This is a genomic window from Cedecea neteri (genome assembly GCF_000758325.1).
Lineage (GTDB): Bacteria > Pseudomonadota > Gammaproteobacteria > Enterobacterales > Enterobacteriaceae > Cedecea > Cedecea neteri_B.
The window spans coordinates 3315657-3342381 of sequence record NZ_CP009459.1 but is presented as its reverse complement, the minus strand read 5'-3'; the positions used below and the strand labels follow the sequence as shown (position 1 = coordinate 3342381).

Sequence of the window (26725 nt, the reverse complement as noted above, 5' to 3'; positions counted from 1 at the left end):
AGGTTACTCGCTGGCCAGTGAAACGACCGGGTCCATCCTTGCCGCCTTGCGGGCGGGGAGATAACCGAAGATCATGCCGATTAATGTTGAACAGAAAAACGCGGCGGCGGCGGCCTGCCACGAATAAATCGCCGTGAACATCCCGCCGGCCAGGGCGGTAAATAGCGCACCAGCGGCATACGACAGCGCAATACCTAACGCGCCGCCAATCAGGCAGACCAATACGGCCTCAATCATAAACTGCTGCATGATGTCGCTCCGCCGAGCGCCTACCGCCATACGTACGCCGATTTCATGGGTTCGTTCGGTGACCGACACCAGCATGATGTTCATCACGCCGATACTGCCGATCATCAGCGAGATGCAGGCAACCATCAGAATTAAAATGCTGAAGGTCATCGAGGTACGCTCGATAGATTTTCTGATCTGTTCGAAGTTATAGAGCTGGAAGTCTTTCACGCCGTGGCGCTGAGTAAGTAGCTGGGAGATAGCGCTCACCGCCGCTTCGTTTGCCACATTGTCTTTTAGCCGGACGCTGATGCTGGTCAGCACCGGTTTGCCTACCATGCGGTACATCACCGTGCTGTAGGGCATCCACACGGTAATGCGGTTTGGCGCGTAGCTCCGGTTATTGCTTTGGGCAATGCCCACCACCCGTGCCGGCACGGAACCAAGAAAAACAATTTGCCCCAGCGCCTGTAATCCGGCGGAGTCGAACAGCGCTTTGCGGGCATTCTCATCAATAATGACCTCCTGCAGGGCGGTACGGTCGTCCCTGAAGGTGGTTCCCTCTAAAAGTTGAATCCCATTCACGCGGAAATGGTCGCGCCCGACGCCATTGATAGACGCGGTGGCAGACTTACCCAGAAAACGAATGTTGTCTGAGGCGCTAACCTCCGGGCTGACGCTGTCGACGAATCCCTGCTTTGCCAGAGCCTCCGCGTCAGCCGGCACCAGAGTACGAATGCCCTCAATACTGTCATCAAAGAAATCTCGTCCAGGATAGATACTCACCACGTTGGTGCCCAGATCTTTAATATTCTCCAGCGTCTTTTGCTTCGCCCCCTCACCCAATGCCACGACGGTCACAACGGCGGCAATACCGAAAATGATCCCGGTCATGGTGAGCGTGGTGCGTAAACGGTGCGCGTTCATCGCTTTGAGCGCCATTTGCAGCGATTCCCGTGTACGATCGAGCAAACTTTGCCAACGGCTTTGCCGGGTGCGGTTAGGCGGCGGCAACGTCTGTGTGGCGGTGACCCGACTGCCGCTATCGGCGATAATTTCGCCATCCCGCAGTTCGATAATGCGCTGAGCGTGCTGGGCCACCTTCATGTCGTGGGTCACCATCACGACCGTATGGCCGCGCTGGTTAAGTTCACTCAGGATGGCTAGCACCTCCTGGCCTGACTGAGAATCCAGCGCGCCGGTCGGCTCGTCGGCCAGAATAATCTCCCCGCCGTTGATCAACGACCGGGCAATACTGACGCGCTGCTGCTGGCCGCCAGAAAGCTCGCCGGGCTTATGGTGCTCGCGCCCTTCCAGGCCCAACCTGCCAAGCAGTGCGGCGGCTCGCAGTAGGCGCTTGTCACGCTCGCTGTTGGCGTAAATAGCCGGGATCTCAACGTTGCCCAGCGCGCTAAGGTCGGGCATCAAGTGGTAGCGCTGGAAGATAAAGCCGATATGCTCCCGCCGCACCCGGGCCAGTTCATCCGGAGAAAGCTGGGCGGCATTTTGCCCACCAATGTAGTAGTCACCGCTGTCGGGCACGTCGAGACAGCCCATGATATTCATCAGGGTCGACTTACCCGATCCTGATGCACCGATGATCGCCACCATTTCTCCGGCTGCGATGGTCAGATCGATATTTTTCAGCACGGTCAGCGCCTGGCCACCGTTACCGTAGGTCCGGCTAATGCCCTTCAGCTCGATGATGTTACTCACAGAACAAACCCTTCCCCAGGCGCTTTCTCACCCGGCTGTGACAGCACGACATTTTCCCCGACGTTTAGTCCTTCGAGGATCTGAATATCCACGCTGTTGGTGATCCCGGTTTTCACCTCTCGGGCCTCCAGCTTGCCGTCAGCCCGCAGCACCTGCACTTCCTGCTTGTTTCCTTCGGCTTTATGCACGGCCTGAATCGGTACCAGCAGCGTGTCTTTGGCCTCACCAGCCAGCAGCGTGACCTGCGCCGTCATCGCAATACGGAGGCGATTTTCTGGATTTGGCACGTCAAGCAGAGCGTTGTAGTAAACGGAAGCATTTGAGGTGCCAGACCCTGATGCCGAACTGCTCCCGGCAAGAGAGTCATCTTTCATTACCGACTCCGGCGCCAGTTCAACGGTGCGCAACGTCGCGTCGTAATGTTTGTCAGGCTCAGAGAAAATAGTGAAACGGGCTTTTTGTCCTGCGGAAATGCGGGTGATATCGGCTTCAGAGATCTGAGCCTTGATGGTCATGACGTCGAGACGAGCCAGCTTGATGATGGTCGGCGCACTTTGGCTGGAGTTCACGGTCTGCCCTTGCTGCGTGACAACGGCGATAACAATCCCGTCCATCGGTGCCACGACTCGCGTATAGCCAAGATCGACTTTTTTCTTATCCACTTCAATCTGCGCCTGAACAAGTTTGGCATTCAGAGAGAGTAATTCTGCCCGCGTAGTGGCAAGCGTGGCTTCTGCAGACTCAAAATCTTCGCGCGAGCTGGCATCTTCGCTCAGCATCTGGCGCTGGCGTTTGAACCGTAGCTCAGATTGTTTCAGGAGCGCTTGCTTAGCCTGCAGATCGGCTTTGACTACATTGAGCGCGGCTTCGGCGTTACGCAGTTCGTTACGCTGTGGCACATCATCAATGTCGGCGATGGACTGCCCTTTGGTGACATGGTCTCCCAGCTTCACTTTGAGCGACTTGACCTGGCCTGAAACCTGCGCCCCGACGTTAACGCGCTCAATAGCATCGATTCGCCCGGTAGCCAGGACAGAGTTTTCGATATCGCCCTTGCGTACAGGAGCAGTCACATAATCAGGTGTATCCGGGCTTCTGAGGAAGAAGAACAGAGCGATAGTCAGGAGGATGATCAGCGCCACGGTCAGGGCAATGGCACGGCGAGAAAAGTGTTTCAATAGCATTGGGCAGGTTTTCCATAACAATAAAAGCGATGATCCCAGAAACTCATAGTGAACGCCCCAGTCTCTACTGGAGCTAAACACGTTTCATCTGTTTGGATTTTATTCAGGTCGGCACAAAAGGCTACCTGTTTACCTCACTGAGACTCATTCCGCTTAGTATTGTTCCTGCGAACAGAGATTATTCTGCGGTATTTAAACCGTTTCATGCCGTGGCAAAGATAATGTGAAGGTACTACCTCGCCCCGGCTCGCTGACCACGCTGATTTTCCCGCCGTGCAGTTCCGCAATGGTTTTCACAATCGCCAGCCCCAGCCCGGTGTTCTCCGTGGCGCTGCGGGACGCTTCTCCGCGGAAAAAACGATCAAAAATCAGCGGCAAATGTTCAGGCCGGATACCTTCGCCATTATCACTCACGCTCAATACCACCTGTTCATTAGTAAGCTTCGCGCTGAGCGTAATATGCCCCTTTTCCGGCGTGTGGCGCAGGGCATTGGAGAGCAAATTAGAGAGTGCACGCTGGATAAGCTGCGGGTCCGCATAGAATGAAACGTCGCCACGGCTTTCGAGAGTAATCTCTTTTTCTTCTGCAAGAATGTCGTAGAAACCAATCAGTTTGCCGAACTCATGCGAGCTATCGAGCCATTCGGCATTCAACACTTCGCGGCTGTTATCTGCCCTGGCAAGAAACAGCATGGAGGAGATCATCCGCGATAACCGCTCGCCCTCCTCCACAATAGCGGCCAGCGTTTCCTGGTACTCTTCGGCGCTGCGATCTTTGGTCTGAATGACGCTGGCGGCAGAGATCAGGTTGTTGATCGGCCCGCGCAGCTCGTGGGCGATGTCCGAGGAAAAGCGATTTAGCTGATGGAACGAGGCCTCAAGGCGCATCATCATGCGGTCAAACGACGCCGCCAGGGCGTTCAGCTCCGGTGGCCAGCGCTGGTCCAGGATCCTGGTATGCAGATCGTTGGCGTGAATTTTCTCAATTTCGGTGGTGATCGTACGCAGCGGCGCTAATCCCCGGCGGGCAAGCCACCAGCCAAAGGCAGCAAACAGCAGGATCGCCAGCGCGGCAAAAAACTGCATTCGTTTGTAATAGGTGTTGATGATTTCATTGTTGCCGGAGACGTTGAGCGCCGCCTGCACCAGCCATTTCTGGTTATTTTTCAGGGTGAACAGCGTGGAGGTAATTAAGTATTTTTGCCGGATATTCTCCGCGCGATAATGCCATTCCCGGTAGCTAAAACCGGGGCCTGGCAACGGAAAATCCTGCTCCGGGATAACCATGTTGTTGGATTGCGCGTACACCTTGCCTTCCGGGCTGAAGATACGCAGCGACAGCCGCTCCTGGCGCACCACGGACTCCAGCAGTTCGGTTTGCCACTCCTCCCCGTTGTCCTGACGCTCGCCGATGGCGGTGGCAATTTCCTGTTGGAACTGGATAGAACTTTGTAACTCCAGCTCGTCTTTATGATTGAGCTGCTGGCGCATAGTCGAATAAAGCACGCCGGACACGCTGTAAAGCACAATGGCCATCGTGACGGAGAAGTAGAGCGTCAGGCGCGCGGTGATCGACAAATGCGACAGTTTTATCATCCGCGTAATTCCAGCACATACCCCGCGCCGCGCAGGGTATGGAGTAATTTATCCTCAAAGCCGTCGTCAATTTTGTTGCGCAAGCGGCGGATGGCGACGTCTATCACGTTAGTTTCCGGATCAAAATTCATGTCCCACACCTGCTCGGCAATCACGGTGCGGGAGAGCACTTCCCCCGAGCGGCGCATTAGCAGGCTAAGCAGCAGAAATTCTTTTTGCGTCAGCTCAATACGAACCCCGGCGCGGGACACCTTGTGGCGCAGAAAGTCGAGCTTCAAATCGCCCACCTGCAGCAAATTTTCCTCAAGAATCGCGGTCGGCGGCGCAGAACGGCGCAGAATCACCCTCGCCCGCGCCAGCAGCTCGCTAAAGGAAAAAGGCTTGATCAGATAATCTTCCGCGCCCAGCTCGAGGCCGTGAACTCTGTCTTCTACGTCATCCCGCGCGGTAAGAAACATGATGGGCGTCTGTTTTCCGGCCTGACGCGCCATTTCGATTATCTTCCAGCCGTCAATACCGGGCAGCATCACGTCGAGGATCGCCAGGTCATAGTCCGTGGTCAGGAGGTAATGCAGGCCGTCGATACCGTTCCCGGCGACGTCGACCACGAAATCATTCTCGCGCAGCCCTTTGGCAATGTACTCCGAGGCCATTTTCTGATCTTCCACCAGCAGAATTTTCATCGTCACTCCTTCGTTCCTTGTGGGTTGCCGTCAAACAGCAGGAACAGTACCGGCGTAATAAACAAAGTGATCAGCTGCGAGAACAGCAGTCCCCCGACAATCGCCACGCCCATCGGCTGGCGCAACTCGGCCCCGGCCCCCAGGCCCAACGCAATGGGGATCGCCCCCATAATGGCGCAAAGCGTAGTCATCATAATCGGTCGGAACCGCTGCAAACAGGCCTGCATAATCGCATCATGCGGCGTCATGCCGTGTTCCCGCTGCGCCACTAACGCGAAATCTATCATCATGATAGCGTTCTTTTTGACAATACCTATCAGCAGCAGAATACCAATCATCGCGATAAACGTAAGATCGAGATTAAACAGCCTCAGCGCCAGCAGCGCACCTACCGCCGCCGAAGGTAGGCCAAGCAGAATGGTCAGCGGGTGGATCCAGCTTTCATACAGCACGCCGAGAATCACGTAAATCACCGCCAGCGCCAGCACAATCAGCCAGATCTGGCTGCTCTGGGACTGCTGGAACAGCGCCGCCTGCCCGGCGTAGGTACCAAACACCGAAGACGGCAGATGAATCGCCTGCTGGGCCTGAGCAATGGCCGCCGTCGCATCTGACAGCGATTTCCCCGGCGCAAGGTCGAACGAAAGCGTAATCGCCGGCAGCTGCCCCTGGTGGTTTACCGCCGTCACGCCCTGGGTGCGAGAAATCGTCGTAAAGGTGGTGATCGGCAGCAGCGCCCCACTTGATGACCGGACATAGATTTTCGACAGGTCACTTTCGTCCTGCCGGAACGGTTCCTGAACTTCCATGATCACTTCATAGCTGTCTTCCGGGGCATAAATCGTCGACACCTGGTATGTGCCGAACGCGTCATACAGCGTGTCGCGAATCTGCTGGATATCCACGCCCATCAGCGAGGCTTTGTTTCTGTCGATAACTAATTGCGCCTGCAGCCCGTTAAGCTGCGCGTCGGTATTCAGCCCGACAAAGACCCCGCTTTTTTGCATTTCCGCCATCAGCCGGTTGGCCCAGTCGTTGAGGCTGGTATCACCGCTGCTGACCGCCTGCAGCGTGTACTGGTAGGTACTTTTCGCACTGCGGCCGCCTACTCGCAGGTTTTGCACCGGGCTGAAGTAAACTTTAATGCCCGGTAAATACCCTGTTTCCGAACGCAGCTGTTTCAGCACTGCGTCCAGCGGCGGGCGCTGACTTTGGTCTTTTAGCGTCAGGCTTAACTGCGTGGTGTCGTGGTCAACGCGGGTCAGTACGTCGCTGACGGCAGGATCTTTCATCAGCGTTTTACCCAACTGCTGCGCCACGCCCAGTCGCCCGAGATAGGACATATCCTGCGGCGCATCAATGCTGGCGGTTACCTGCCCGATATCTTCCTGCGGGAAGAAGCCCTTCGGTGAAAACCAGTACAGGCCGATGGTCAGCGCAATCGTGCTGAGCGCGACGCCGATCATAATCACGCGATGAGAAACCGCCCATTCCAGCCCGTTCCCGTACTGGCGGCGCAGCGCTTCGAACCCGCGCTCAAAGACCTGGCTCCAGCGCGGTTCAGGTTTGTCTTCCGGCGTGTGCTCGCGGATAAGTTTAGGGACCAGCAAAGGAATTATGGTCAACGATGCAGCTGCCGAAACCAGAATCGTCAGCGACACCACATAGGCAAACTCGTGGAACAGCAGGCCAATCGTGCCCGGCATAAAGAAGATCGGAATAAACACCGCCACCAGGGAAAGCGAAATGGAGATAACGGTGAACGCCACCTCTTTCACCCCTTTCAGCGCCGCGCGGTACGGCGTTTCCCCCTCTTCCATGTAGCGCATGATGTTCTCCAGCACCACAATCGCATCGTCCACCACCAGGCCGACGGCGATGGTCAGCCCCATCAGCGAGATATTGTCGAGGCTCAGACCAAAGGCGTACATCAGGCCGAAGGCGCCGAGCAGAGAAATCGGCAGGCTGAGCGCAGGAATGATCGTCGCCCGAATATGACGCAGGAACATCAGGATCACCATCACCACCAGGGCAATGGTCAACAGCAGCGTCAGCGTTACGTCATGAATCGCCGCACGGATCGACAGCGAGCGGTCGTTGAGAAACTTCACGCTAACCGACGACGGCATCTGTGCCTGCAGTTTTGGCATCAACTGGCGAATGGCGTCGATGGTGGAAACAATGTTTGCACCTGGCTGACGCTGCACGCTGAGTACAATCGCACGGTTACCGTTCACGGCGCTGTAGCTCAGCGTATTTTCAATGCTGTCCTGCACGGTGGCCACATCTGAAAGCCGGACCGGCTGGCCGTTACGGGTGGCGACAATGACTTTGGCGAAGTCCGCTGCGTTGCGCAAATCGCCGCTGGTTTGCAGCATCACCATCTGGCGTTTGCCGTCCAGTTCGCCGATCGGTGAGTTGTCGTTGGCGGCCGCGAGCGCGGTATGTACATCTTCCAGCGTCAGATTGGTGGCCGCCAGCTTGTCCGGGTTCACCTCCACGCGCACCGCGTAGCGTTTCTGCCCCAGCACCGTCACCTGCGCCACGCCGTTCAGGGTGGAAAGCGCCGGTGAGATCAGGTCATCCGAGAAGCGGTTCAGGTCAGACAGCGCCATCGACGGTGAGTCGATACCAATTTGAATGATCGGCGCATCCGCTGGGTTAATTTTGCGGAATGACGGCGGCGTGGTCATCTGCGATGGCAGCTGTTTTAACGCCTGGTACAGCGCGGACTGCACGTCCACCGCCGCCGAATCAATATCCCGCGACGGGTCAAACTCAATGACGATAGTTGTGGCACCCTCGAGGCTGTTGGAGGTCATGTTCACTACGCCAGGAATGGTCGACAACTTTTTCTCCAGCGGCGTCGCCACCGACGAAGCCATGGTTTCGGGACTGGCACCAGAAAGCGAAGCGCTGACCTGGATCGTCGGCGTGTCGTAGTTGGGCAGCGCGGCGATGGGCAGTTTAAACCAGCACACTGCGCCGGCGACCATTACCGCCAGCCACAGCAGCATCACGGCAATCGGCCGTTTCAGGCATTGTTCGGCAAATGTCATGATGCAGACCCCACAGGCGCGTTAACCACCTTCACGGTCATGCCCGGACGCAGGGCATTAGCTCCCTCCAGCACCACTTTCATACCGGGTTGAATGCCGCTCACCACCGCCATTTGCTGCTGGATGCGCAACAGCGTGACCGGTTGCGTTGTGGCGTGCATTTGGGCGTCGATAACGTAGACAAAATGCCCGTCGGGGCCGTCCTGCACGGCCTGAGGCGGTAACACAACAACATTCGGCGTACTGCCCGCGCTGACCGTAATATTCTGATAAGCACCCGGCCAGAGCTGGTTTTCACCGTTGGCAAAGCGGGCTTTAAAGTTCACCGTGCCGCTGTCCTGGCTGACGGTGTTATCAATAAAGCTGAGCGTACCTGTTACCGGTTTTCCGCTGGCGTCTGTCACCTGCACTTCTACCGGCCCCTGATGCTGCGCGGCAACCACCGCGTTGAGATCCTGCTCCGGCAGGGTAAATTCTGCGCCAATCGGATCAAACTGATTAATACTGACCATCGGTAACGTGCTGCCCGGCTGCGCAAGGCTGCCGATATGCACGTTCAATGCGCCTGTTTTACCGCTAACAGGCGCGTAAATGCGGGTGTAGGCAAGCTGCGCCTGGGCGGTATGAATATCATCCTGGGCAGATTTGTACTGTGCCGCTGCCTGCTGTTGCGCACTAACCAGCGCATCCCAGTCTGAAGACGAAATGTAGTGGGTTTTCAGCAGCGGCTGTCCACGGCTGAGGTCGCGATCGGCTTTATCCAACTCGGCTTTGATGACCCCAAGCTGGGCCTGGGCGTGACCCAGAGCGGCCTGCTCTTCGGCATCATCCAGCACAAACAACAGCTGACCTTGCTTAACAAAATCCCCTTCGTGGAAGGCAACCTGGCTCACCGGGCTGGTGATTTGCGCGCGAATGTCCACCTCATTGAGCGACACAAGATGACCCTGGGTGGAGAATGTCAGCGGCAACGTTTGGCTGGTCGCGGCGACCAGGCTAACTTTCGGCAGCGCCGTTTTCTTTTGCGTTGCCGGAGATGAGGCCTGGGAGTACAGCCATAGCCCCGCCGCCCCCGCCAGTACGCAGGCCATCGCCAGCCCTTTTTTTGACCATTTTATGTTCATGATGCAGCGCTTCTCTGAGTCCTGGTATAGCAGGAATGTTACGCCCGTCACACCAACAGAACGCCGCCACTAAAATGACAAGTTTGTAATTTTGCTTCTCATTCAATTTTCTGCCAGGATTCCTCGCCCTCTTTTTCACGGCCTCCGCAGCCAGAATTAACGGGCGGAAAAGGACGGCGCTTTTTAACTCAAAGGCAGACAGGAATCTCAATGAAAACAAAGACTGAAGCGGAACACCGCGCCGCCAAACGGCGCTGGCTGAATTCCCAGGACTCGGGGTATCACCAGGCAATGAGCAATCGCCACGTGCAGATGATTGCCATCGGCGGCGCCATCGGTACCGGCCTGTTTCTCGGCGCAGGTGCGCGCCTGCAGGCGGCAGGGCCGGCGCTGGCATTAATCTATCTGGTTTGCGGCATTTTCTCTTTCTTCATCCTCCGCGCTTTGGGCGAGCTGGTTATCCATCGCCCGTCCAGCGGCAGTTTCGTCTCCTACACCCGTGAATTCCTCGGTGAAAAAGCCGCCTACGTTTGCGGCTGGATGTATTTCGTCAACTGGGCGATGACCGGCATCGTGGACATCACCGCCGTAGCGCTCTACATGCACTACTGGGGCGCGTTTGGCGATGTACCGCAGTGGGTGTTCGCCCTCGGCGCGCTGGCCGTGGTCGCGGCGATGAACATGATTGGCGTGAAATGGTTTGCCGAGATGGAATTCTGGTTTGCACTGGTCAAAGTGTTGGCTATCGTCGCCTTCCTGATCGTCGGCACCATTTTCCTCGGCACCGGGAAACCGATTGACGGCAACAGCACCGGCTTCCACCTGATAACCGATAACGGCGGCCTCTTCCCTCACGGCCTGCTGCCTGCGCTGGTGTTGATTCAGGGCGTAGTGTTCGCCTTTGCCTCCATCGAATTAGTGGGCACCGCCGCCGGGGAATGTAAAGACCCGAAAACCATGGTGCCGAAGGCCATTAACAGCGTGATCTGGCGTATTGGCCTGTTCTATGTTGGCTCCGTGGTGCTGCTGGTTCTGCTGCTGCCGTGGAATGCCTATCAGGCGGGGCAAAGCCCGTTCGTGACCTTCTTCTCGAAGCTCGGCGTACCTTACATCGGCGACGTGATGAATATCGTGGTGTTAACCGCGGCGCTCTCCAGCCTGAACTCCGGCCTGTACTGCACCGGGCGTATTCTGCGCTCGATGTCGATGGGCGGTTCCGCCCCTCAGTTCATGTCGAAAATGAGCAAGAATCAGGTGCCTTATGCGGGGATTCTGGTCACCAGCGGCGTGTACGTGCTTGGCGTGTTCCTGAACTATCTGGTGCCTTCGCAGGTGTTTGAGATCGTGCTGAATATGGCGTCACTGGGCATCATCACCTCCTGGGCGTTTATCGTGCTGTGTCAGATTCGCCTGCGCAAGGCGATTAAAGAAGGGAAAGCGGACGACGTGAGCTTCAAGCTGCCGGGCGCGCCGTTTACCTCCTGGCTGACGCTGCTGTTCCTGCTTGGCGTGCTGGTATTGATGGCGATGGACTACCCGAACGGGACGTTCACCATTGCTTCCATTCCAGTGCTGGCAATTCTGCTGACGCTGGGCTGGTTTGGCGCTCGTAAGCGCGTGCATGAAGTGGCTCAGCAGGTTCACGATCACCACGAGTAGTGCCCCTCACCCTGACCCTCTCCCCACCGGGGAGAGGGGATCAAACCCCGATGGAATTGTGTTACTTTACAGGGTTCCGTTCACCTATAACCTGGATTATCTCTGTAACAATCTTGCACGGTGAACGTGTCAGGTGGCATTACGCCATGCCCCCTGACAACCCCCGGCGCCCGGCGAGCTCATCGCCGCTGAAGCGGTAAACCCACCGGCTATCACCCAAACATTCGGGGTCGTTCGCGATTCGTTCCCGACGATCGCTCTCTTTCGCTATTCCCGACAGCTCAACCCCGCCTGAGTTGGGTCATACCCGGGGGCGATGAGAGCCGGAAACAAGAGCGTGGCTGTGAGACTTGCAGCGACTGTGACGCTCTGTGTAGCTGTGGGTTTGAAGCGAGGCACGGTTCCGGCTTAAATCGCCTCTGTTTTCTCTCCGACTGGCCAGGGTCCGGCCGTCGGGAACGGCCGGAGGTTGAGAGCGTCGGGAACGCATCTCAGCCGACCCAGGACTGGGAGATAAAACGGAGGTTTGCCGCTTCAGCGGTCGATTTATTTCGCCGGGAGTCCGGGGCCTCGGGGGAGTGACGGTGACTCCCCCGAGCCGTTCACAGATACGGTGGCTGCATATACAACAGGGCTGGAAGTGAACGGAACTTCATCGAGGTAAGATGCGGCGGCTATGAACAAAAAACTCACCTAAGCCTTCCTACAACACCCCGCTATACACCACCGGCCCCGTTGGCTGCCCGGTCGGCGAACCGCCCTGCGGCTCCAGGCTGATGGCGATCGTCACGCCTCGTGACAACGTCACATTTCCATTACTAACCTGAGTCACTGCTTTACTGTCCAAAAGCCCCAGAGAAACAGGCTTCGCGCCAATCGGGATAGCCCACAGCTGCAGGCTGTTGCTGGCGGAGACAGAGGCCATCTGCAGCGGCGTCAGGCGCAGCGTTTTCCGGTCACTGTCTGCGCTCACCAGCCACTGTCCCTGCTGACTGGCGCCATTAAGCACCATAAGCGGCGCCAGATCCGGTGCTCTGCTACTGAAATATGGCACCAGCGCAACCGCAGCAAGCCCGGCGGCCAGCGCCCAGCCAAGGTAATTCCAGTTCCAGCGCGAGCGCATGACGACATTACGCTCCGGCGGCAGGCTAAGCTGAATTTTCTTCCACACGGTTTCCGGCGGATGTTGGGATTGGAGTTGACTATCCAGCCCACCAAGCAGGGTTTGCCAGCGGCCCACGAGCGCGGCGAGATCCGGCTCGAGCTGGAGACGTTTTTCGAAGCGCAACCGGGCGCTGCCGCGCAGCGTGCCCAGCGCGTATTCAGAGGCCAGGGCGTTATCTCTTTGTTGGTTGCTGTTCATAGTCCGACGCAATCCTTAAGGTGATCCAGCGCCCGGCGGATCCAACTTTTCACCGTGCCGAGCGGCTGCTGCAGCCAGTCGGCGATATCGCCGTGGGACATGCCCTGATAGTAGGCCAGCACCACGCTCTGCCTCTGCTCGCTGGTCAAATTGTCAAGGCATCCGCGCAGGCGGCCTGCCTGCTGTTCATCGCACCAGCCGTTGTCCCCTTCACTTTCAATATCCGCCGCGTTGTCGCTGAGTTCGTCTTCCTGATTTGCCGCGCGGGATTGGCCGCTGCGCAGCCAGTCGATACAGCGGTTGCGGACAATGTGGGTCAGCCAGGTCACGGGGGCGCTTATGGCCGGATCGTAGCCTGACGCTTTATTCCAAACAGTAAGAAAAGCATCGTGCAGAATCTCTTCGGCCCACGCCCGGCGCTGAACGGTACGCAGCGCCACCGCAAACAAATGGGGGGACGTCAGGCGATAGAGTTGTTCAAATGCGCGGCGGTCGCCTTCAGCAACCGCCCGCATCAGTTTTACCTGCTGTTCTACCAGAGTTTTATCCATAGTTTTCTCGACCAGGCGACGAGCCTGGATCGAGTATAGACACTCACTTCGGCATCAGGACGGTATCAATCACGTCTATCACACCATTTTTCTGGTTTACGTCATAAGTGCTGATATTGGCGATGTTGCCTTTCCCGTCTTTGAGCTGAATATTGTGTGGGCCGTTATTCATGATCCACAGCGGCTGGCCGTTCACCGTTTTTAATTCTGCGCTGCCGCCACCCTGCTGGATTTTTTTCTCCAGCGCTTTCATGTCGTATTTTCCTGCCACCACATGATAGGTCAGGATGCTGGTCAACGTGGCTTTGTTTTCCGGTTTAACCAGATTGCTGACCGTGCCCGCCGGCAGTTTGGCAAACGCGGCATCGGTTGGGGCAAAGACGGTAAATGGCCCTTTGCTCTCCAGCGTATCGACTAAACCGGCGGCTTTCACCGCCGCAACCAGCGTGGTGTGATCTTTAGAATTCACGGCGTTCTCAACAATATTTTTTGACGGGTACATCGCAGCCCCGCCGACCATCACGGAATCGTTCGTCATTGAGGCAATGCTCAGCGTACTGAAAAAGGCAGAGGCGCACACGGCGGAGGCAAAATACTTGTTCATGTTGAATTCCTCAATTGTAGGGAGCAAGAGAGTTGCTCACATTCTGATATACGGTTGAGGGTGTGCCGCTGGATGCAGTAAAAATAAAAAAAATTTCGCCGTTAATTTCATCAGTCATAACTTATTGTTAACGTTACGTGCGCTAATAATTTTCAAAACTTAAACACAGGAACTAACATATACAGTTCACAATCCTGACAACTGCGCATGCCGTAAACACCGCCTGATGAAGACACCCCAGAAAAAAACGCTCCAGACTCATAAGACCGCCCTTTCCCTTCTCCTGATCCCGGCTTTCACTCCCGGTTTTACGCAAGCCGCTGAAACACAGTCCAAAGATGAATCCACGCTGCTGGTCACCGCTAAGCCGACAACCGTTTCTGAGCTCGATACGCCAGCCGCGGTCAGCGTGGTGTATGGCGATGATTTGCGCCAGGCTGCCCCCCGGATAAACCTGTCGGAAAATCTAGGCGCTGTGCCGGGGCTGCAAATTCAGAACCGCCAAAACTATGCTCAGGATTTGCAGCTTTCCGTGCGCGGCTTTGGTTCACGCTCGATGTACGGCGTACGCGGCGTGCGCATGTATGTGGACGGCATTCCGGCCACCATGCCCGATGGCCAGGGGCAAACGTCCAATATCGATTTGAACAGCGTGGACAGCGTGGAAGTGCTTCGCGGGCCGTTTTCTGCGCTCTACGGGAACTCGTCCGGCGGCGTGGTTAACGTCAAAACGGAAACAGGCCGCCAGCCGCCGACAATCGAGGCCAGCAGCTATTACGGCAGTTTTGGCAGCTGGCGCAACAGTGTTAAAGCCACCGGCTCAACCGGCGACGGCACGCAGGCCGGGGATGTGGACTATGCGATTTCCGCCTCGCGCTTTACCACGCAGGGCTATCGCGACCACAGCAGCGCACAGAAAAACCTCGGCAATGCGAAGCTTGGCGTTCGCCTCAATGACGTCAGCAAGCTGACCTTGTTGTTCAACAGCGTGGATATTGACGCCAACGATCCCGGCGGTCTGACCGAGCAGGAGTGGCACGATAACCCAACGCAGGCACCCCGCGCCGATCAGTACAATACGCGAAAAACAACGAAGCAAACCCAGGGTGGCCTGCGCTATGACCGGCAGCTCAGCGAGCACGATGATTTAAGCGTGATGATGTACGCGGGCGTGCGTGAAACCACGCAGTTTCAGTCCATTCCCGCATCGGCACAGAAAAACCCAACTCATCCTGGCGGCGTGATCCAACTGGCAAGGCATTACCAGGGCATTGATACCCGCTGGACGCACAACGGCGAGCTCGGCAGCGTGCCGGTCAGCTTCACCACCGGGCTGGACTACGAGACGATGACCGAGAAGCGCAAAGGCTACGAGAACTTTGTCACGGTAAACGGCGCTACGGTACTGGGCGAGCAAGGCAACCTGCGCCGCAACGAACGTAATCTGATGTGGAACCTCGACCCGTACCTGCAAAGCACATGGCAACTGACTGACAAACTCAGCCTCGATGCAGGCGTGCGCTTCAGCTCGGTCTATTTTGATTCCAACGACTATTACATCGTCGGGAAAAACGGTGACGACAGCGGCAGCGCCAGCTATCACAAGTGGTTGCCTGCGGCCTCGCTGAAATATGCCGTCAATGACGGCTGGAATATTTACACCTCCGCAGGGCGCGGGTTTGAAACGCCGACCATCAACGAACTCTCTTACCGCAATAACAATGAGTCAGGGCTTAACTTTGCCCTGCAGCCGTCGACCAACACAACGGTAGAAGTGGGCAGTAAAAACCGCATTGGCAACGGCCTGTTCACCGCCGCCCTGTTCCAGACCGACACCGATAACGAGATCGTGGTTGATCAAAGCAGCGGCGGACGCACCACCTATAAAAATGCCGGTGAAACTCGCCGCCGTGGGCTTGAGCTTTCGCTCGATCAGCAGTTTGCCGCCGACTGGCGACTGAAAATGGCCTGGACGTACCTGGAGGCGACCTACCGTACTAACGTATGCGGGGCAAATAACTGCAACGGCAACCGAATGCCGGGGATCGCCCGCAATATGGGGTATGCGTCGTTGGGTTACGTGCCTGAAGACGGCTGGTATGCTGGCGCAGATGTTCGCTACATGAGTGATATCCAGGCGGACGATCAGAACGACGCCAAAGCCCCGACCTACACCACCGTGGGATTGAATACCGGCTACAAGCTTCACGTCCGGCAAAACTGGCTGCTGGACATCTGGGGACGAGTTGATAATCTGTTCGACCGCGATTATGTCGGCTCGGTGATTGTCAATGAAGGCAATGGCCGCTATTTCGAGCCAGCGCCAGGGCGTAACTATGGCGTGGGCGTCAACGTCAGCTACAGCTTCCAGTAAGCTTTTTCCCTCCGGCTTTTGTCGGGGGAAGATTAAAAAAGGATTTTTATGTCACCCAACCTCACCCTTCGGGATGCCACCCAGGCAGACATCGAGACTATTTTCTCCATCCGAACCAGCGTCAAAGAGAATCATCTATCGCGCGAAGAAATGGCTGAAATGGGCATCACGCCGCAGACTATTGCCGGGATAATTGCTGAATCGCCGTGCATCTGGCTGGCAGACGTGGACGGTGAACCTGCGGGGTTTGCCATGGCGATTGCCGAAGAAGCCTGCCTGTTTGCCATGTTCGTTCAGCCACAGTTTGAAGGCCAGGGTGTCGGGAAATTGTTGCTGGAAAAAGCCGAGGCGTTCCTGTTTGCCCAACAGCCCATGATTTGGCTTGAAACGGCGGCAGGCAGCCGCGCCGCCGCGTTCTATCAGCGCCACGGCTGGCAGCCTGTGGGGGAACAAGACGGCGAAGATATTCGCTTCGAAAAATCACGCCCCGCAGCTGCGAAATAACAACTCCCTTACCCATCGGTGCGCGCTGTCGTGATGCGTGCGCTCATGCCAGGCGGCGACTTTGGTAAAACCGGGGATCGCCAGCGGCGGCTGATGACTGACGATATCCGCCTTGCCGGCAATAAGCCGGGCGGGTACCACGGCCATCAGGTCGCTGGTTTTTAAAATCTCATTTAAAAATAAGAAGCTCTGCACCGAGAGGCTAACCCGCCGCGAGCGCTTTATTTTCTGCAAAGCGCTGTCGGTCACGCCGCTAAACTCCCCGCCGCTCCATGAAACCAGCGCATGATCGCAGGCGCAAAACTGATCCAGGGTGATCCGCGGCTGCCTCGCCAGACTATGCTGCTGCCCCATCGCACAAACGTACTGCTCCTCGTACAGCGTATGAACGTGGAGGTCAGCCGGCAGCGAAAAAGTCGTCATGATGGAGAGATCAAGCTCACCGCTTTCCAGCATCGGCTGAAGCTGGCCATCAACCGGCGGGCGCACCGAGACGCGCATATTGGGCGCTTCACGCCGTAGCGCATTAATAAAAGGCAGCACAATGGCCTGCAGCGCGTAGTCCGTGGCCGCGAGGGTAAACGTCAGCGTAGAAGTTTTAGGGTCGAACTCAGCCGGGCGCAGCAGCAATTCAACTTCGTGCAGGATGCGCTTCACCGGCTGCTCGAGCTGTAACGCCCGCGCCGTAGGAACAATGCCCCGCTGGCTGCGGATAAACAGCGGATCGTCGAAGCTTTCGCGCAACCGCGTCAGCATCCCACTGACGGCAGGCTGCGTCAGAGACAGGCGCGAGGCGGCCCGCGTCACGCTGCGTTCCTGCAGCAGGGCATCGAAGGTTTTCAGTAAGTTAAGATCCAGACTGCGTAAATCGCGCATCGCTTGCCTCCAGATATAAACTCATATTATATCTGAGATTAAATTTGACGATTGGTTTTATATCCTGCGTATCGATATTCTCGCCTCACAGCAACGAAACGTGAGGAATCCAACATGCATTCAATCCATTGGCCGCAGGGCTTTATCCCCGGTTTTAGCGACAACTTCGCCTCAAACGAAATCATTATTCCCGGGCTGGACGCCAGCGAAGTCTGGCGCTGGCTGACGCAAACCTCGGCCTGGGAACGCTATTACAGCAACGTGTCCGATATTGTGTTTCATGATGCCAGCGGGCCAACGTTAACGGCAGGTTCGCGCTTCAGCTTTACGACCTTTAGTTTCCCGGTAGAAGCCGAAGTGGTGGAGTTTGTCGCCCCGCGGGGGGAAATCCCGGGCCGTCTCGCCTGGCACGGCTGGGTTGGCAGCGAAGCGTCCCCCGAGCTGGACGTGCACCACGCCTGGCTGATTGAAAATCTGCCTTCTGGCCGGGTGCGTATTTTGACTCAGGAAACGCAAAACGGGCAGCCCGCGCGTGACCTGGCGGGCACGTTACCGAACCCGATGCTGAACGCGCATCAGGAGTGGATTTGCGGCCTGGCAAATTATGCTCTGAGCCAGAAGAAATAGCGTTTAAGGTTTTTGCCCCGTCATTTGTGCCGTCAGCCAGCGGTATAAAATACCCACCACATAGCGCTGTTCCTCATCGGTCAGCGCTCGTCCTGCCGGTATCGCGTGCCATTTAGCCAGGCAACCTCTGCAGCAGGTCGCCGTGGCGTGCTGGGCAATAAAGACCGGGTGGCCGCGCATGGGCGTCTGTTTGCCGTCATTTTTTGGCTCGGCAGGCGCCAGCCGGAGGGCAATAAACTCTTCGGCGTGGCGGGTGACGGTTTCCGGGCCTTTGTCGAGGCAGTACTGGCGCTCTTTGGCCCCAAGCTGGAAGCGCTGGCGAAACGGGGAGCGCGTCAGGCGTTGAAAAACGCTATCAGGATTATTCACTGCGGGAGATCTGTGCTGACTTCAAAAAGGGTATGGTACGCCGCAGGGATCAAATAGCAAGCCAGGGCGCTGAAAGCTCAACGCCCTGGTGCGCGCTAGCTGCGTTCTATGTCTTTTGCCGCCTGATCCAGCGTGTCGATAATTTTATACAGCGTCTCTTTCGACAGCTCGGTGCTGCCCAGTTTGGCATGCAGCGCCGTTTTAAAATTATGAATAGCCCGCTGCACTTCGGGTAAACGGCGGTTGTCGCCGAGAACACCGAGGGTGGCGAGACGGTTGGTCACCGCTTCCAGTTCGGGCTGCTGCTGCTCGAGCGAGGTTTGTCCTTCCTCCGTCAGCGTGAAGGATTTTTTCCCGCTTTGCCCTTCTCCCACCGTGATAAAGCCCATCTCCTCCATCAGCGTCAGGTTGGGGTAAATAATACCGGGGCTCGGCACATATTCTCCCTTCGCCATCCCTTCGATGGATTTGATCAGCTCGTAGCCGTGGGCCGGGCCGCTTGCCAGCAAATGCAGGATCAGCAGGCGGATGTCGTTGGCGTCAAACAGGCGTTCGCGACGATGTCGGGCGCGCCCCTCAGGGTGGCTTTGCTCATGCCGGCCATGACCGCCCCGGCCATGATGGTGTTCGTGGCGTTCGCATTTGTGCTGTCTCAGATGATGAATGCGCATAGGTTGCCCCCTTATTTTTCATGCCAGTAGGCGACGGCGCGCACAAGGTCTGCGTCCAGACCACGGACTTCCAGCAGGTAATCCCCAAGCGCTTTCGCCTGTTTGCCTTCACCCACAATCCAGATGTAATAGTCGTCGGCAGGGATCTCGGCCTGTTTCAGGTATCCGGCGATCTCCTCGTGAGTTAACGCCTGTACTTTTACCGCAGGGAATTCGCTCAGATAGCCCAGGCTGTCGGAATGGTGGCAGTTAACCAGGACTTCAACCTGAACATCCTGCCCCAGCGCCTGCAGACGGCGGCGCACCGCAGGCAGCCCGCTTTCATCGGTCACGTACAGCTGCCAGCGATAGTCCGTTGGAGTGACCAGAGAACCCCGCGGGCCACCGATGAACAGCTTGTCGCCAGGTTGCGCGTCTTTCGCCCAGCTGCTGGCCACGCCGCCGTCGTGCAAATAGAAATCCAGGGTTAATTCGCAGCGTTCGGCGTTGAAATCCAGCGGCGTATAGTCACGCGACTGTGGACGAGCGCCCTCTCCCCAGACAATGCCCTCGCTGGTGACCTGCGGCGGAGTGAATTCGCCATTTTCAGCCGGGAAGAAGACTTTGATATGGTCGTCAAATCCCCGGGAAGAGAAATCCGCCAGCTGTGGGCTGGTGAAAACCAGGCGGTAAAACGTATTGGCAATCAGCGTTTTCGTTTTAACCGTTAATTCACGAAACTTCAGTTCGTTACGAACCCGAACCGGCACTTTTTTAGCGTTATTTTGCGTTGTCATAGCGTACCTTTTAGGTGTATAAGATATATCATAGACATATCTTAGTGCACGACACTGCGGCTGTCTTTATCATTTTGCGGCGTTATTACCAGGTTTAAACAATGAGCATGACACCCATTCCGGCAAGGTGCTGCCGGGATCGCAAATTGACAAAACGATGCTTTTTTGTACTTTCCCTTATCCTAAATCCAGTTCTACACTGAGGTTGGCATCAGCCAGTTGTTAATCCACTCACCAACCTACTGACCAGGGAGGCCTGACATGTTTCCTGAGTACCGTGATTTGATTACCCACCTGAAGTCCGAAAACCCCCGCTTTCTCAGCCTGTTTAACAAACACAACCGTCTTGATAGCGAGATTTTGCGCAAGGAGGGGCCGCAAGGGACGGGATACAACGATGAAGTTGTGCAGATGAAGAAAGAAAAACTGAGGGTAAAACAAGAGCTTTACCAGATGTTGAAACAGGCGAGCCAGCCGGCCTGATAGCATTGAACCGGGGAAGGGATTACCCTTCCCTTGTTATCTCCGGAGGTTACAGCCCCACGCCCAGCGCCCGCAGTACGTCAATCATTTTCCCAGCCCCCAAATAATTCAGATGGTCGCCGTCGCGGAAATCTTCACGTGCAAAGACCGGATGTTCTGAGAGATCGATAAAACGCGAATGCGCCCCTTCAATGTCAGCAAAATATTGGCGATGCGTCTGTTTCATCTCAGCATCAAGATTGTCCACGTAGGCTGCCGGGAAAGACGGCGTTAGCCAGATAACCTTTTTGCCTTTGGTCGCCAACTGAACGCTCATCTCAGCCACGAACTGTTTATTCTCTGCAAGCGTTGCCCGGTGCTTCACAGATTTCGAGTGCGAAATCCCCCGCTTTTGGGCTTCCTCTTGCTGCTGTATGGCAGAAAGCGAGTCGCTGCGGGCAAAGATAAGGCGTGCGGATTCGCAAATTTGTGCCCTGACATGACTGTCTTCGAGCCCATTTATCGTTTGCCCTTGCACCGGCGTCGGCATCACCAGCCGGCTAAACGCCTGCATACCCTCGGCGGTTATCCCATCTTCCGGCTTTATCCTGTAATGGCTGTTTAGCTGGCTCCAGGCGTGGATAATCTGCTGGTTAAAATCATCTTTAGTTTTTAACAAATCACTGTACAGGTCAAAGAAGCCCAGGCAATAGATAAAGTTTTCTACGTGCGGATAGCGCTCGAGAATATGTGCCGTCAATTGCCGGGCCTGTTTTAGCCCTAAACTGTGGGTAGAAATATTTACACTGTTTTCAAGCAAACTCTCAGGGAAGCCATAAAAACTGTAGGAATTACCAATAATGACTGTTCTAACGTCTGGATTAGCCAGCGCGGCGTAATTCTGCGCCAGCAGATGGGTGTACTGAGTCGCTGCCGTGCTTAAGGGAATGAAATTATCAATCAGCAAATCGTAAAACGAAATGCAGCCGATGGCCTGAGGATGTTCAACGGCCAGGGACAGCTTTAATCCCTGCGGATCGTAGAGAATAAAAGGGGTAGCACTGGCGGTGATTTTGTCATGAAATGCACTGATTTCCTGCTGATTAGTCTCTTCATGGCTGAGGTAAAAGAGGTTATTGATGGCCGAATCTCTGAAGCGAGAGCCCAGCATTTGCAGCTTGTTCAGCTCGCCGAAATAAAAAATATCTATCCCGTTGCGCGCCAGCGCGCTCAGCCAGAAAAGATAGAGTGACAGGTAGAGTTGGTTGAGGTTTTGCTGTTTACCTTCCAGCCAGTCACCCAGGGCATTAATTAAATCGAGCGTGATATCGCTCTCATCCAGAAAGGCCTGGTTCGAGAAAAGGTAATCGGCGAGCTTCTGAGGAACCTGAGCCGACTGCTCAGGATTTTCTATGTTCCTCAGAAAATGCTGGAGCTGTTTTAAAAAGTGGTTTTGCATAATGTCTTGTTGTAATAGCGCAAGAGGTATCCCTGATACTACCAGCCGCCAGTACAGGCAAACGCACGATTATCCCCCTTCTCACCCGCTAATCTCGGCGAAGGCTCAGCTCACCAGCCGGAATGAAATTTCATACAGCGCATTCAGCCCAGGGTAGATTTCACCGATCACCTGTTTAAGCTCTGCCAGCGTCATGTTCTCCTGGCGGGCGTGTTCGTCGTCCAAATCGTCAAGCAGCACCGGCGTCACGCTGATGACGTCGATCGTGCAGAAATAGACGTCATCTTCGTAGCGGCCCACGCGCAAACGCTGGCCGGGCTGGAAATGGGATTCGCTGCTGTCGCGCAGAGTAATGGTTTTGAGCCCGGCGGTAATGTCGTGCTCAAAGCGGCGGAAAAACGTGATGTCGTTAGCCATGCTGCCTCCTGATAAACATTCGGCAGCATGATAAATCCCTTAGACGAACGGCGCTAACGGATCCGCCGTTTCAAAGGCGATTTTTCTGTCTGCTACCGGCGGGTAGATCAGTTCCTGGGTAATCGACAGCTTAATTTTCTTCGCGTCCTCGCGCACGTGCGTCACTTTTTGCTCCCAGCCTTCGGTAAACACCGCGCCCCAAGCGCCGAGATCGAGACAGGTTACATAGTTAATCTGGCGGTATGGCAGCGGCGCCACGTCCAGCAGGCTTGCCGCCACGTTATAGCCCACAAAACGGCCCAGCATGATGGCGTGCTGGCAGGTCATTAACGCGAGGTTACCCTGATCATCCGTTTCGGCACGCGCTACATCCCCCGTTGCAAAAATGGCTGGCTGCCCTTCCACCCGTAAAAATGCGTCCACATGCAGGCGGCCTTGTTTATCACGCGGGGCATTAATCTGCGCCGTTAGCGGGCTGGCCTGCACGCCTGCGGTAAGAATCACCGTGCTGGAGGCAATGCGTTCGCCGTCGGCCAGCACAATGCCGTTCGCATCAATTTCGCGGACGTCGGTATTCAGCCGCCACTCCACGCCCAGTTCTTCGCTGGCGGTGGCAATCACATCCCGCAGTTCGGGGCTGTAGCGGCCCCCGATTTTATCGCCCCGTTCTACCACGATAACGCGGGCATTGGTTTCTTGCCCCAGCACCGCACGTAATCTGCCCGGCAGTTCAGTCGCCATCTCAATGCCGGTAAAGCCGCCACCGCAGACAATAACCGTGTTGCGGGCTTCGCTTTCCGGCTGCTGCGCTAAGTCTGAAATGTGCTGCTCCAGGCGCAGGGCGCTCTCGAGCTGGTCGAGGTCAAAAGCATGCTCTGCCGCACCGTCGATCAGATCGCGTTTCAGGTTGCTGCCCGTTGCCAGGACGAGGCGGTCATACTGCCGCGGCGTGCTGTTGCCCTGCTCGTCACGGTACCAAACGCACTGATTGACGCTGTCGATACGCTGCGCCTCGCCTTTCACAAAAGTCACACCAGTAACGTCGAACAACGGCTGTAGCGGAGCGACCAGCGAAGCCACCTCGGTTTCGTAAAAACGTGGGCGAACGCGCAGTTCAGGCTGCGGGGCCAGCACGGCGATCTCAATGTCGTCACGGTTATGCATCGCCGTCAGTCTGGCCGCACTCAGGGCTGCCCACATACCGGCAAAGCCGGCGCCAAGGATCAGGATCTTCTGTTGCATGGTTCTACTCCGGTAAAGGCCCTCAGTGGCCAACGACTGCGACTATACTTGTCGCAGTTAACTACGACAAGATCTTTCGGAGTTTATTTTTAATCCCCTGTTTTAGGGGTTACAGATTGCATCGCGTGAGTAAAATCCCTACATTACCTGGATTAAATGAGTCGGAGGCAGTATGGCGTTTTACAGTTCGGGCGTGGAGTACGGCATTCATAGCCTGATATGCATGGTGGATGGCAAAGGTGAAGGCCGCGAAATGAACGTGCGCGAAATCGCCGAACTGCAGGGCGTGCCCTACGACTACCTCGGTAAAATTTTCACCAAACTTTCCAGGGCTGGGCTCGTCATCAGCAGCGAAGGTAAAGGAGGTGGGTTTATCCTTTCCCGTCCGCCAGACCAAATCAGCGTGCTGGACATTGTGGAAGCCATCGACGGTGAGAAAAGCATTTTCGACTGCAAAGAGATTCGCCAGCGGCTGGCCGTGTTTGAAGAAACGCCGCCTGAATGGGCCTGTGAGGGGATTTGCGGCGTACGCGCGGTAATGAACATTGCCCAGCAGCGGATGGAAGAGGCACTAGCCCAGCATACCGTGCTGGATCTGGCCCGCCGTATGTACCGTAAGGCGCCGGATGAATTTGTTATCGAGGTGCAGGACTGGATCCGCGACCGGCGGAGCAGCTAGCCTTTCGCTTAGTACAATTTCGCAGATTCATAGCCAGCCAGCGCATAAGTCGCTGGCTTTTTTGTTTAAAAACAGGCGCAAACCGGCAAAAGAGAGCTTGTTTAGCCATCCCCCATTCCGGACATCTGAACGGCTTTCCTTCCCTACCGCCAGAACAGCACATTATATTACTTTCCGATCTAAACCACGGGTTTATGTTCTTTAGAAGCGCCAATTCGCCGCCCTATCATTCCATACATGAACACTTTTCATGTTGAGAGAAAAATGATTGCCGATTCCGTCCTGGACCTGATAGGCCACACCCCGCTGCTGCGCCTCAATCACCTTGATACCGGCCACTGTGAGCTGCTGCTTAAGCTGGAAAACCAAAACCCTGGCGGCTCTATTAAAGACCGCGTTGCCCTGTCGATGATCGAACACGCCGAGCGCAGCGGTAAGCTGCAGCCGGGCGGCACGATTATTGAAGCCACGGCGGGCAACACCGGGCTGGGACTGGCGCTGATTGCCACGCAAAAAGGCTACCCGCTGATTCTGGTGGTGCCGGACAAAATGAGCCAGGAGAAGATTTTCCACCTGCGGGCGCTGGGCGTGGACGTGCGCCTGACTCGCTCGGACGTCACCAAAGGCCACCCGGAATATTACCAGGATTACGCCCTCAGGCTGGCAGCAGATATTCCGGGCAGCTATTACATCGATCAGTTTTCCAACCCCGCAAACCCGCTGGCCCATACCACTGGCACGGCCGCTGAGCTTTGGGAACAAACCGGGGGCCACATTGACGCCATCGTCGTAGGAGTCGGCTCCGGCGGCACGCTAGGCGGCCTGCAAAAGTTTTTCCGCCTGCATTCCCCGCAAACCGAGTTTGTGCTGGCCGATCCATGCGGATCCATTCTTGCCGACGTGGTGGAACACGGCAGATATGGCGAAGTCGGCAGCTGGCTGGTGGAAGGCATTGGAGAAGATTTTGTGCCGGGCCTTGCCAATTTTAAACAGGTCAAGCACGCCTACCGGATCAGCGACCGGGAAGCGTTTTCCACGGCCCGCGAATTGCTAACCCACGAAGGCGTCCTGGCGGGTTCTTCTACCGGCACCCTGCTTGCCGCCGCTTTGCGCTATTGCCAGGCACAAAGCACGCCAAAACGCGTGGTCACCTTCGCCTGCGACAGCGGCAACAAATACTTATCGAAAATGTTTAACGATCAATGGCTCAGCCAGCAAAACCTGGCGTAACTATTAAGGAAAATTCATGAATAAATTTGCAACCCAGAGCGTGCACAGCGGCACTTTTGAAGATGCACACGGCGCGGTGATGCCGCCGATTTATGCCACCTCGACTTTTGCTCAACCGGCACCGGGCCAGCATACGGGGTTTGAATACTCTCGCAGCGGCAACCCGACCCGCCAGGCGCTGGAAACGGCCATTGCCGAACTCGAAGGCGGTCAGCGGGGTTACGCGTTTGCTTCTGGCCTCGCGGCTATCTCAACTGTGCTAGAACTGTTGGACAGCGGCAGCCATATCATCGCCGTTGACGACGTGTACGGCGGCACCTGGCGGCTGATTGAAAACGTGCGCAAACGAAGCGCCGCACTTCAGGTAAGCTGGGTGAAGCCTGACGATCTCGACGGGCTCCAGGCGGCCATTCGGCCTGAAACACGCATGATTTGGGTGGAAACGCCCACCAACCCACTGCTAAAACTGGCAGACCTGGCGGCGATTGCCGATATCGCGAAACGCCATCGTCTGATAAGCGTGGCCGACAACACCTTCGCTTCACCTGCACTTCAGCGCCCGCTGGAATCCGGATTCGATATCGTGGTGCACTCGGCCACCAAGTACCTGAACGGCCACTCTGATGTTGTCGCCGGGCTGGCGGTGGTTGGCGGGAATGACGACCTGGCGCAGCAGCTTGGCTATTTGCAAAATGCGGTTGGCGGCGTGCTTGACCCGTTCAGCAGCTTCCTGACGCTGCGGGGCATTCGTACTCTGGCGCTGCGCATGGAACGCCACAGCAGCAACGCACTCCAGCTGGCAGAGTGGCTCCAGACGCATCCTGAAGTTGAAAAAGTCTATTTCCCGTGGCTGGAGACTCACCCGCAGTATCAGCTTGCGCGCCAGCAAATGTCGCAGCCTGGCGGCATGATTTCTATTGTGGTTCGCGGGAATGAAAAACGCGCCGAGGAAGTGATCCGCAAGCTGAAGCTGTTCACGCTCGCCGAAAGCCTGGGCGGCGTGGAAAGCCTGGTCAGCCAGCCATTCAGCATGACCCACGCTTCTATTCCGCTCGAGCAGCGGTTGAGTAACGGCATTGTGCCGCAGCTGATTCGTTTATCGGTCGGGATTGAAGACGCAGAAGATTTGCGGGCGGATCTCGCCCAGGCGCTGAGTTAGCTAATTATTTACTGAAATACGGCGATAAATATACTCTAAATAATTCGAGCAGCAGGACAAAAAGACTTTCGGGTCTTTTTAAACAGCGTTTACGCTGACCCCGGAGGGGCGAG

The 26725-nt window shown here is 56.2% G+C and carries 23 protein-coding genes and 1 pseudogene; 8 read left to right on the top strand and 16 right to left on the bottom strand.

Annotated features, from left to right (window positions below; genetic code table 11):
• Positions 1-3: 3 nt before the first annotated feature.
• From LH86_RS15670 to LH86_RS15645, 6 genes are all read right to left on the bottom strand, one after another.
• Entirely contained in the window at positions 4-1944 is a 1941-nt protein-coding gene (locus tag LH86_RS15670; protein ID WP_039303148.1) for a MacB family efflux pump subunit, read from the bottom strand.
• Positions 1941-3128, bottom strand: coding sequence for an efflux RND transporter periplasmic adaptor subunit (locus tag LH86_RS15665; RefSeq protein ID WP_039303146.1), 1188 nt, complete (start codon positions 3126-3128; stop codon positions 1941-1943). The genes LH86_RS15670 and LH86_RS15665 overlap by 4 nt, the downstream gene beginning before the upstream one ends.
• 192 nt (positions 3129-3320) lie before the next feature.
• Positions 3321-4724, bottom strand: a complete 1404-nt coding sequence (locus LH86_RS15660; RefSeq protein WP_039303143.1) for a heavy metal sensor histidine kinase — start codon at positions 4722-4724, stop codon at positions 3321-3323.
• Positions 4721-5407: a heavy metal response regulator transcription factor gene (locus LH86_RS15655; protein ID WP_008458831.1), complete on the bottom strand. Its 687-nt coding sequence runs from the start codon at positions 5405-5407 to the stop codon at positions 4721-4723. Before LH86_RS15655 ends, LH86_RS15660 begins: the two co-directional genes overlap by 4 nt.
• 2 nt (positions 5408-5409) lie before the next feature.
• Entirely contained in the window at positions 5410-8466 is a 3057-nt protein-coding gene (locus LH86_RS15650) for an efflux RND transporter permease subunit (protein ID WP_039303140.1), read from the bottom strand.
• Positions 8463-9590, bottom strand: a complete 1128-nt coding sequence (locus LH86_RS15645) for an efflux RND transporter periplasmic adaptor subunit (protein WP_039303137.1) — start codon at positions 9588-9590, stop codon at positions 8463-8465. The genes LH86_RS15650 and LH86_RS15645 overlap by 4 nt, the downstream gene beginning before the upstream one ends.
• Before the next feature lie 210 nt (positions 9591-9800).
• Here LH86_RS15645 and ansP point away from each other — a divergent pair, with 210 nt between their 5' ends.
• Entirely contained in the window at positions 9801-11249 is a 1449-nt protein-coding gene (ansP, locus tag LH86_RS15640) for an L-asparagine permease (RefSeq protein WP_039303133.1), read from the top strand.
• Between the two features lie 703 nt (positions 11250-11952).
• Here ansP and LH86_RS15635 read toward each other — a convergent pair.
• The 3 genes from LH86_RS15635 to LH86_RS15625 are packed head-to-tail and all read right to left on the bottom strand — an operon-like array spanning position 11953 to position 13767.
• Positions 11953-12612 (bottom strand): anti-sigma factor, encoded by a 660-nt coding sequence (locus LH86_RS15635; protein WP_039303131.1) that lies wholly within the window; start codon positions 12610-12612, stop codon positions 11953-11955.
• Positions 12609-13163, bottom strand: a complete 555-nt coding sequence (locus LH86_RS15630) for an RNA polymerase sigma factor (protein WP_039303128.1) — start codon at positions 13161-13163, stop codon at positions 12609-12611. Before LH86_RS15630 ends, LH86_RS15635 begins: the two co-directional genes overlap by 4 nt.
• 43 nt (positions 13164-13206) lie before the next feature.
• Positions 13207-13767 carry a fasciclin domain-containing protein gene (locus LH86_RS15625; protein ID WP_039303126.1) on the bottom strand — a complete coding sequence of 187 codons (561 nt, stop codon included), beginning with the start codon at positions 13765-13767 and terminating at the stop codon, positions 13207-13209.
• Between the two features lie 226 nt (positions 13768-13993).
• Between LH86_RS15625 and pqqU the strand changes: the two genes are divergently transcribed.
• Both pqqU and LH86_RS15615 read left to right on the top strand, forming a co-directional pair.
• Positions 13994-16141 carry a TonB-dependent receptor PqqU gene (gene pqqU / locus LH86_RS15620; RefSeq protein ID WP_039303124.1) on the top strand — a complete coding sequence of 716 codons (2148 nt, stop codon included), beginning with the start codon at positions 13994-13996 and terminating at the stop codon, positions 16139-16141.
• A gap of 48 nt (positions 16142-16189) precedes the next feature.
• On the top strand, positions 16190-16645 hold the full coding sequence (locus LH86_RS15615; protein WP_039303120.1) for a GNAT family N-acetyltransferase: 456 nt from the start codon (positions 16190-16192) through the stop codon (positions 16643-16645).
• Here LH86_RS15615 and LH86_RS15610 read toward each other — a convergent pair.
• Entirely contained in the window at positions 16622-17521 is a 900-nt protein-coding gene (locus tag LH86_RS15610; RefSeq protein WP_039303117.1) for a LysR family transcriptional regulator, read from the bottom strand. The two genes, LH86_RS15615 and LH86_RS15610, sit on opposite strands and share 24 nt — an antisense overlap.
• 114 nt (positions 17522-17635) lie before the next feature.
• Here LH86_RS15610 and LH86_RS15605 point away from each other — a divergent pair, with 114 nt between their 5' ends.
• Positions 17636-18148, top strand: a complete 513-nt coding sequence (locus LH86_RS15605; RefSeq protein WP_039303110.1) for a polyketide cyclase — start codon at positions 17636-17638, stop codon at positions 18146-18148.
• A gap of 3 nt (positions 18149-18151) precedes the next feature.
• On the opposite strand, the gene LH86_RS15600 is transcribed toward LH86_RS15605, so the two are convergent.
• The 3 genes from LH86_RS15600 to LH86_RS15590 all read right to left on the bottom strand — a co-directional run bounded on the left by LH86_RS15600 (position 18152) and on the right by LH86_RS15590 (position 19964).
• Entirely contained in the window at positions 18152-18517 is a 366-nt protein-coding gene (locus LH86_RS15600) for a DUF4186 domain-containing protein (protein WP_039303107.1), read from the bottom strand.
• A gap of 95 nt (positions 18518-18612) precedes the next feature.
• The gene (locus LH86_RS15595) at positions 18613-19188 is read right to left on the bottom strand and encodes a PadR family transcriptional regulator (RefSeq protein WP_039303103.1); all 576 of its coding nucleotides are present in this window, start codon (positions 19186-19188) and stop codon (positions 18613-18615) included.
• Positions 19189-19199: 11 nt separating this feature from the next.
• Positions 19200-19964, bottom strand: a complete 765-nt coding sequence (locus LH86_RS15590; protein ID WP_039303100.1) for a siderophore-interacting protein — start codon at positions 19962-19964, stop codon at positions 19200-19202.
• A gap of 261 nt (positions 19965-20225) precedes the next feature.
• On the opposite strand from LH86_RS15590, the gene LH86_RS15585 reads away from it, so the two are divergent.
• Complete coding sequence (locus tag LH86_RS15585) at positions 20226-20447, top strand: YdcH family protein (protein WP_008458803.1); 222 nt, start codon at positions 20226-20228, stop codon at positions 20445-20447.
• A gap of 49 nt (positions 20448-20496) precedes the next feature.
• On the opposite strand, the gene LH86_RS15580 is transcribed toward LH86_RS15585, so the two are convergent.
• From LH86_RS15580 to LH86_RS15570, 3 genes are all read right to left on the bottom strand, one after another.
• A complete protein-coding gene (locus LH86_RS15580) occupies positions 20497-21885 on the bottom strand; it encodes a hypothetical protein (protein WP_039303097.1) in 1389 nt (462 codons plus the stop codon).
• 105 nt (positions 21886-21990) lie between these two features.
• Positions 21991-22302 carry a N(4)-acetylcytidine aminohydrolase gene (gene yqfB, locus LH86_RS15575; RefSeq protein ID WP_039303094.1) on the bottom strand — a complete coding sequence of 104 codons (312 nt, stop codon included), beginning with the start codon at positions 22300-22302 and terminating at the stop codon, positions 21991-21993.
• A gap of 39 nt (positions 22303-22341) precedes the next feature.
• Positions 22342-23544 (bottom strand): NAD(P)/FAD-dependent oxidoreductase, encoded by a 1203-nt coding sequence (locus tag LH86_RS15570; protein WP_039303090.1) that lies wholly within the window; start codon positions 23542-23544, stop codon positions 22342-22344.
• 172 nt (positions 23545-23716) lie between these two features.
• Between LH86_RS15570 and LH86_RS15565 the strand changes: the two genes are divergently transcribed.
• The 3 genes and pseudogenes from LH86_RS15565 to LH86_RS15555 all read left to right on the top strand — a co-directional run bounded on the left by LH86_RS15565 (position 23717) and on the right by LH86_RS15555 (position 26612).
• Positions 23717-24223 carry an RrF2 family transcriptional regulator gene (locus tag LH86_RS15565; RefSeq protein WP_039303088.1) on the top strand — a complete coding sequence of 169 codons (507 nt, stop codon included), beginning with the start codon at positions 23717-23719 and terminating at the stop codon, positions 24221-24223.
• A 264-nt stretch (positions 24224-24487) separates the two neighbouring features.
• A pseudogene (locus LH86_RS15560) lies at positions 24488-25447 on the top strand (PLP-dependent cysteine synthase family protein); the annotation flags it as partial.
• A gap of 22 nt (positions 25448-25469) precedes the next feature.
• A complete protein-coding gene (locus tag LH86_RS15555; RefSeq protein WP_039303082.1) occupies positions 25470-26612 on the top strand; it encodes a trans-sulfuration enzyme family protein in 1143 nt (380 codons plus the stop codon).
• The last annotated feature ends 113 nt before the right edge of the window (positions 26613-26725 follow it).

Coding starts and splice junctions, on each gene's coding strand:
- yqfB (WP_039303094.1), bottom strand. CDS start 22,302: ATGGCTAACGACATCACGTTTTTCCGCCGCTTTGAGCACGACATTACC.
- LH86_RS15650 (WP_039303140.1), bottom strand. CDS start 8,466: ATGACATTTGCCGAACAATGCCTGAAACGGCCGATTGCCGTGATGCTG.
- LH86_RS15665 (WP_039303146.1), bottom strand. CDS start 3,128: ATGCTATTGAAACACTTTTCTCGCCGTGCCATTGCCCTGACCGTGGCG.
- LH86_RS15605 (WP_039303110.1), top strand. CDS start 17,636: ATGCATTCAATCCATTGGCCGCAGGGCTTTATCCCCGGTTTTAGCGAC.
- LH86_RS15660 (WP_039303143.1), bottom strand. CDS start 4,724: ATGATAAAACTGTCGCATTTGTCGATCACCGCGCGCCTGACGCTCTAC.
- LH86_RS15580 (WP_039303097.1), bottom strand. CDS start 21,885: ATGCAAAACCACTTTTTAAAACAGCTCCAGCATTTTCTGAGGAACATA.
- LH86_RS15585 (WP_008458803.1), top strand. CDS start 20,226: ATGTTTCCTGAGTACCGTGATTTGATTACCCACCTGAAGTCCGAAAAC.
- LH86_RS15630 (WP_039303128.1), bottom strand. CDS start 13,163: ATGGATAAAACTCTGGTAGAACAGCAGGTAAAACTGATGCGGGCGGTT.
- LH86_RS15655 (WP_008458831.1), bottom strand. CDS start 5,407: ATGAAAATTCTGCTGGTGGAAGATCAGAAAATGGCCTCGGAGTACATT.
- LH86_RS15595 (WP_039303103.1), bottom strand. CDS start 19,188: ATGCGCATTCATCATCTGAGACAGCACAAATGCGAACGCCACGAACAC.
- LH86_RS15610 (WP_039303117.1), bottom strand. CDS start 17,521: ATGCGCGATTTACGCAGTCTGGATCTTAACTTACTGAAAACCTTCGAT.
- LH86_RS15555 (WP_039303082.1), top strand. CDS start 25,470: ATGAATAAATTTGCAACCCAGAGCGTGCACAGCGGCACTTTTGAAGAT.
- pqqU (WP_039303124.1), top strand. CDS start 13,994: ATGAAGACACCCCAGAAAAAAACGCTCCAGACTCATAAGACCGCCCTT.
- LH86_RS15570 (WP_039303090.1), bottom strand. CDS start 23,544: ATGCAACAGAAGATCCTGATCCTTGGCGCCGGCTTTGCCGGTATGTGG.
- ansP (WP_039303133.1), top strand. CDS start 9,801: ATGAAAACAAAGACTGAAGCGGAACACCGCGCCGCCAAACGGCGCTGG.
- LH86_RS15590 (WP_039303100.1), bottom strand. CDS start 19,964: ATGACAACGCAAAATAACGCTAAAAAAGTGCCGGTTCGGGTTCGTAAC.
- LH86_RS15645 (WP_039303137.1), bottom strand. CDS start 9,590: ATGAACATAAAATGGTCAAAAAAAGGGCTGGCGATGGCCTGCGTACTG.
- LH86_RS15635 (WP_039303131.1), bottom strand. CDS start 12,612: ATGAACAGCAACCAACAAAGAGATAACGCCCTGGCCTCTGAATACGCG.
- LH86_RS15565 (WP_039303088.1), top strand. CDS start 23,717: ATGGCGTTTTACAGTTCGGGCGTGGAGTACGGCATTCATAGCCTGATA.
- LH86_RS15615 (WP_039303120.1), top strand. CDS start 16,190: ATGTCACCCAACCTCACCCTTCGGGATGCCACCCAGGCAGACATCGAG.
- LH86_RS15625 (WP_039303126.1), bottom strand. CDS start 13,767: ATGAACAAGTATTTTGCCTCCGCCGTGTGCGCCTCTGCCTTTTTCAGT.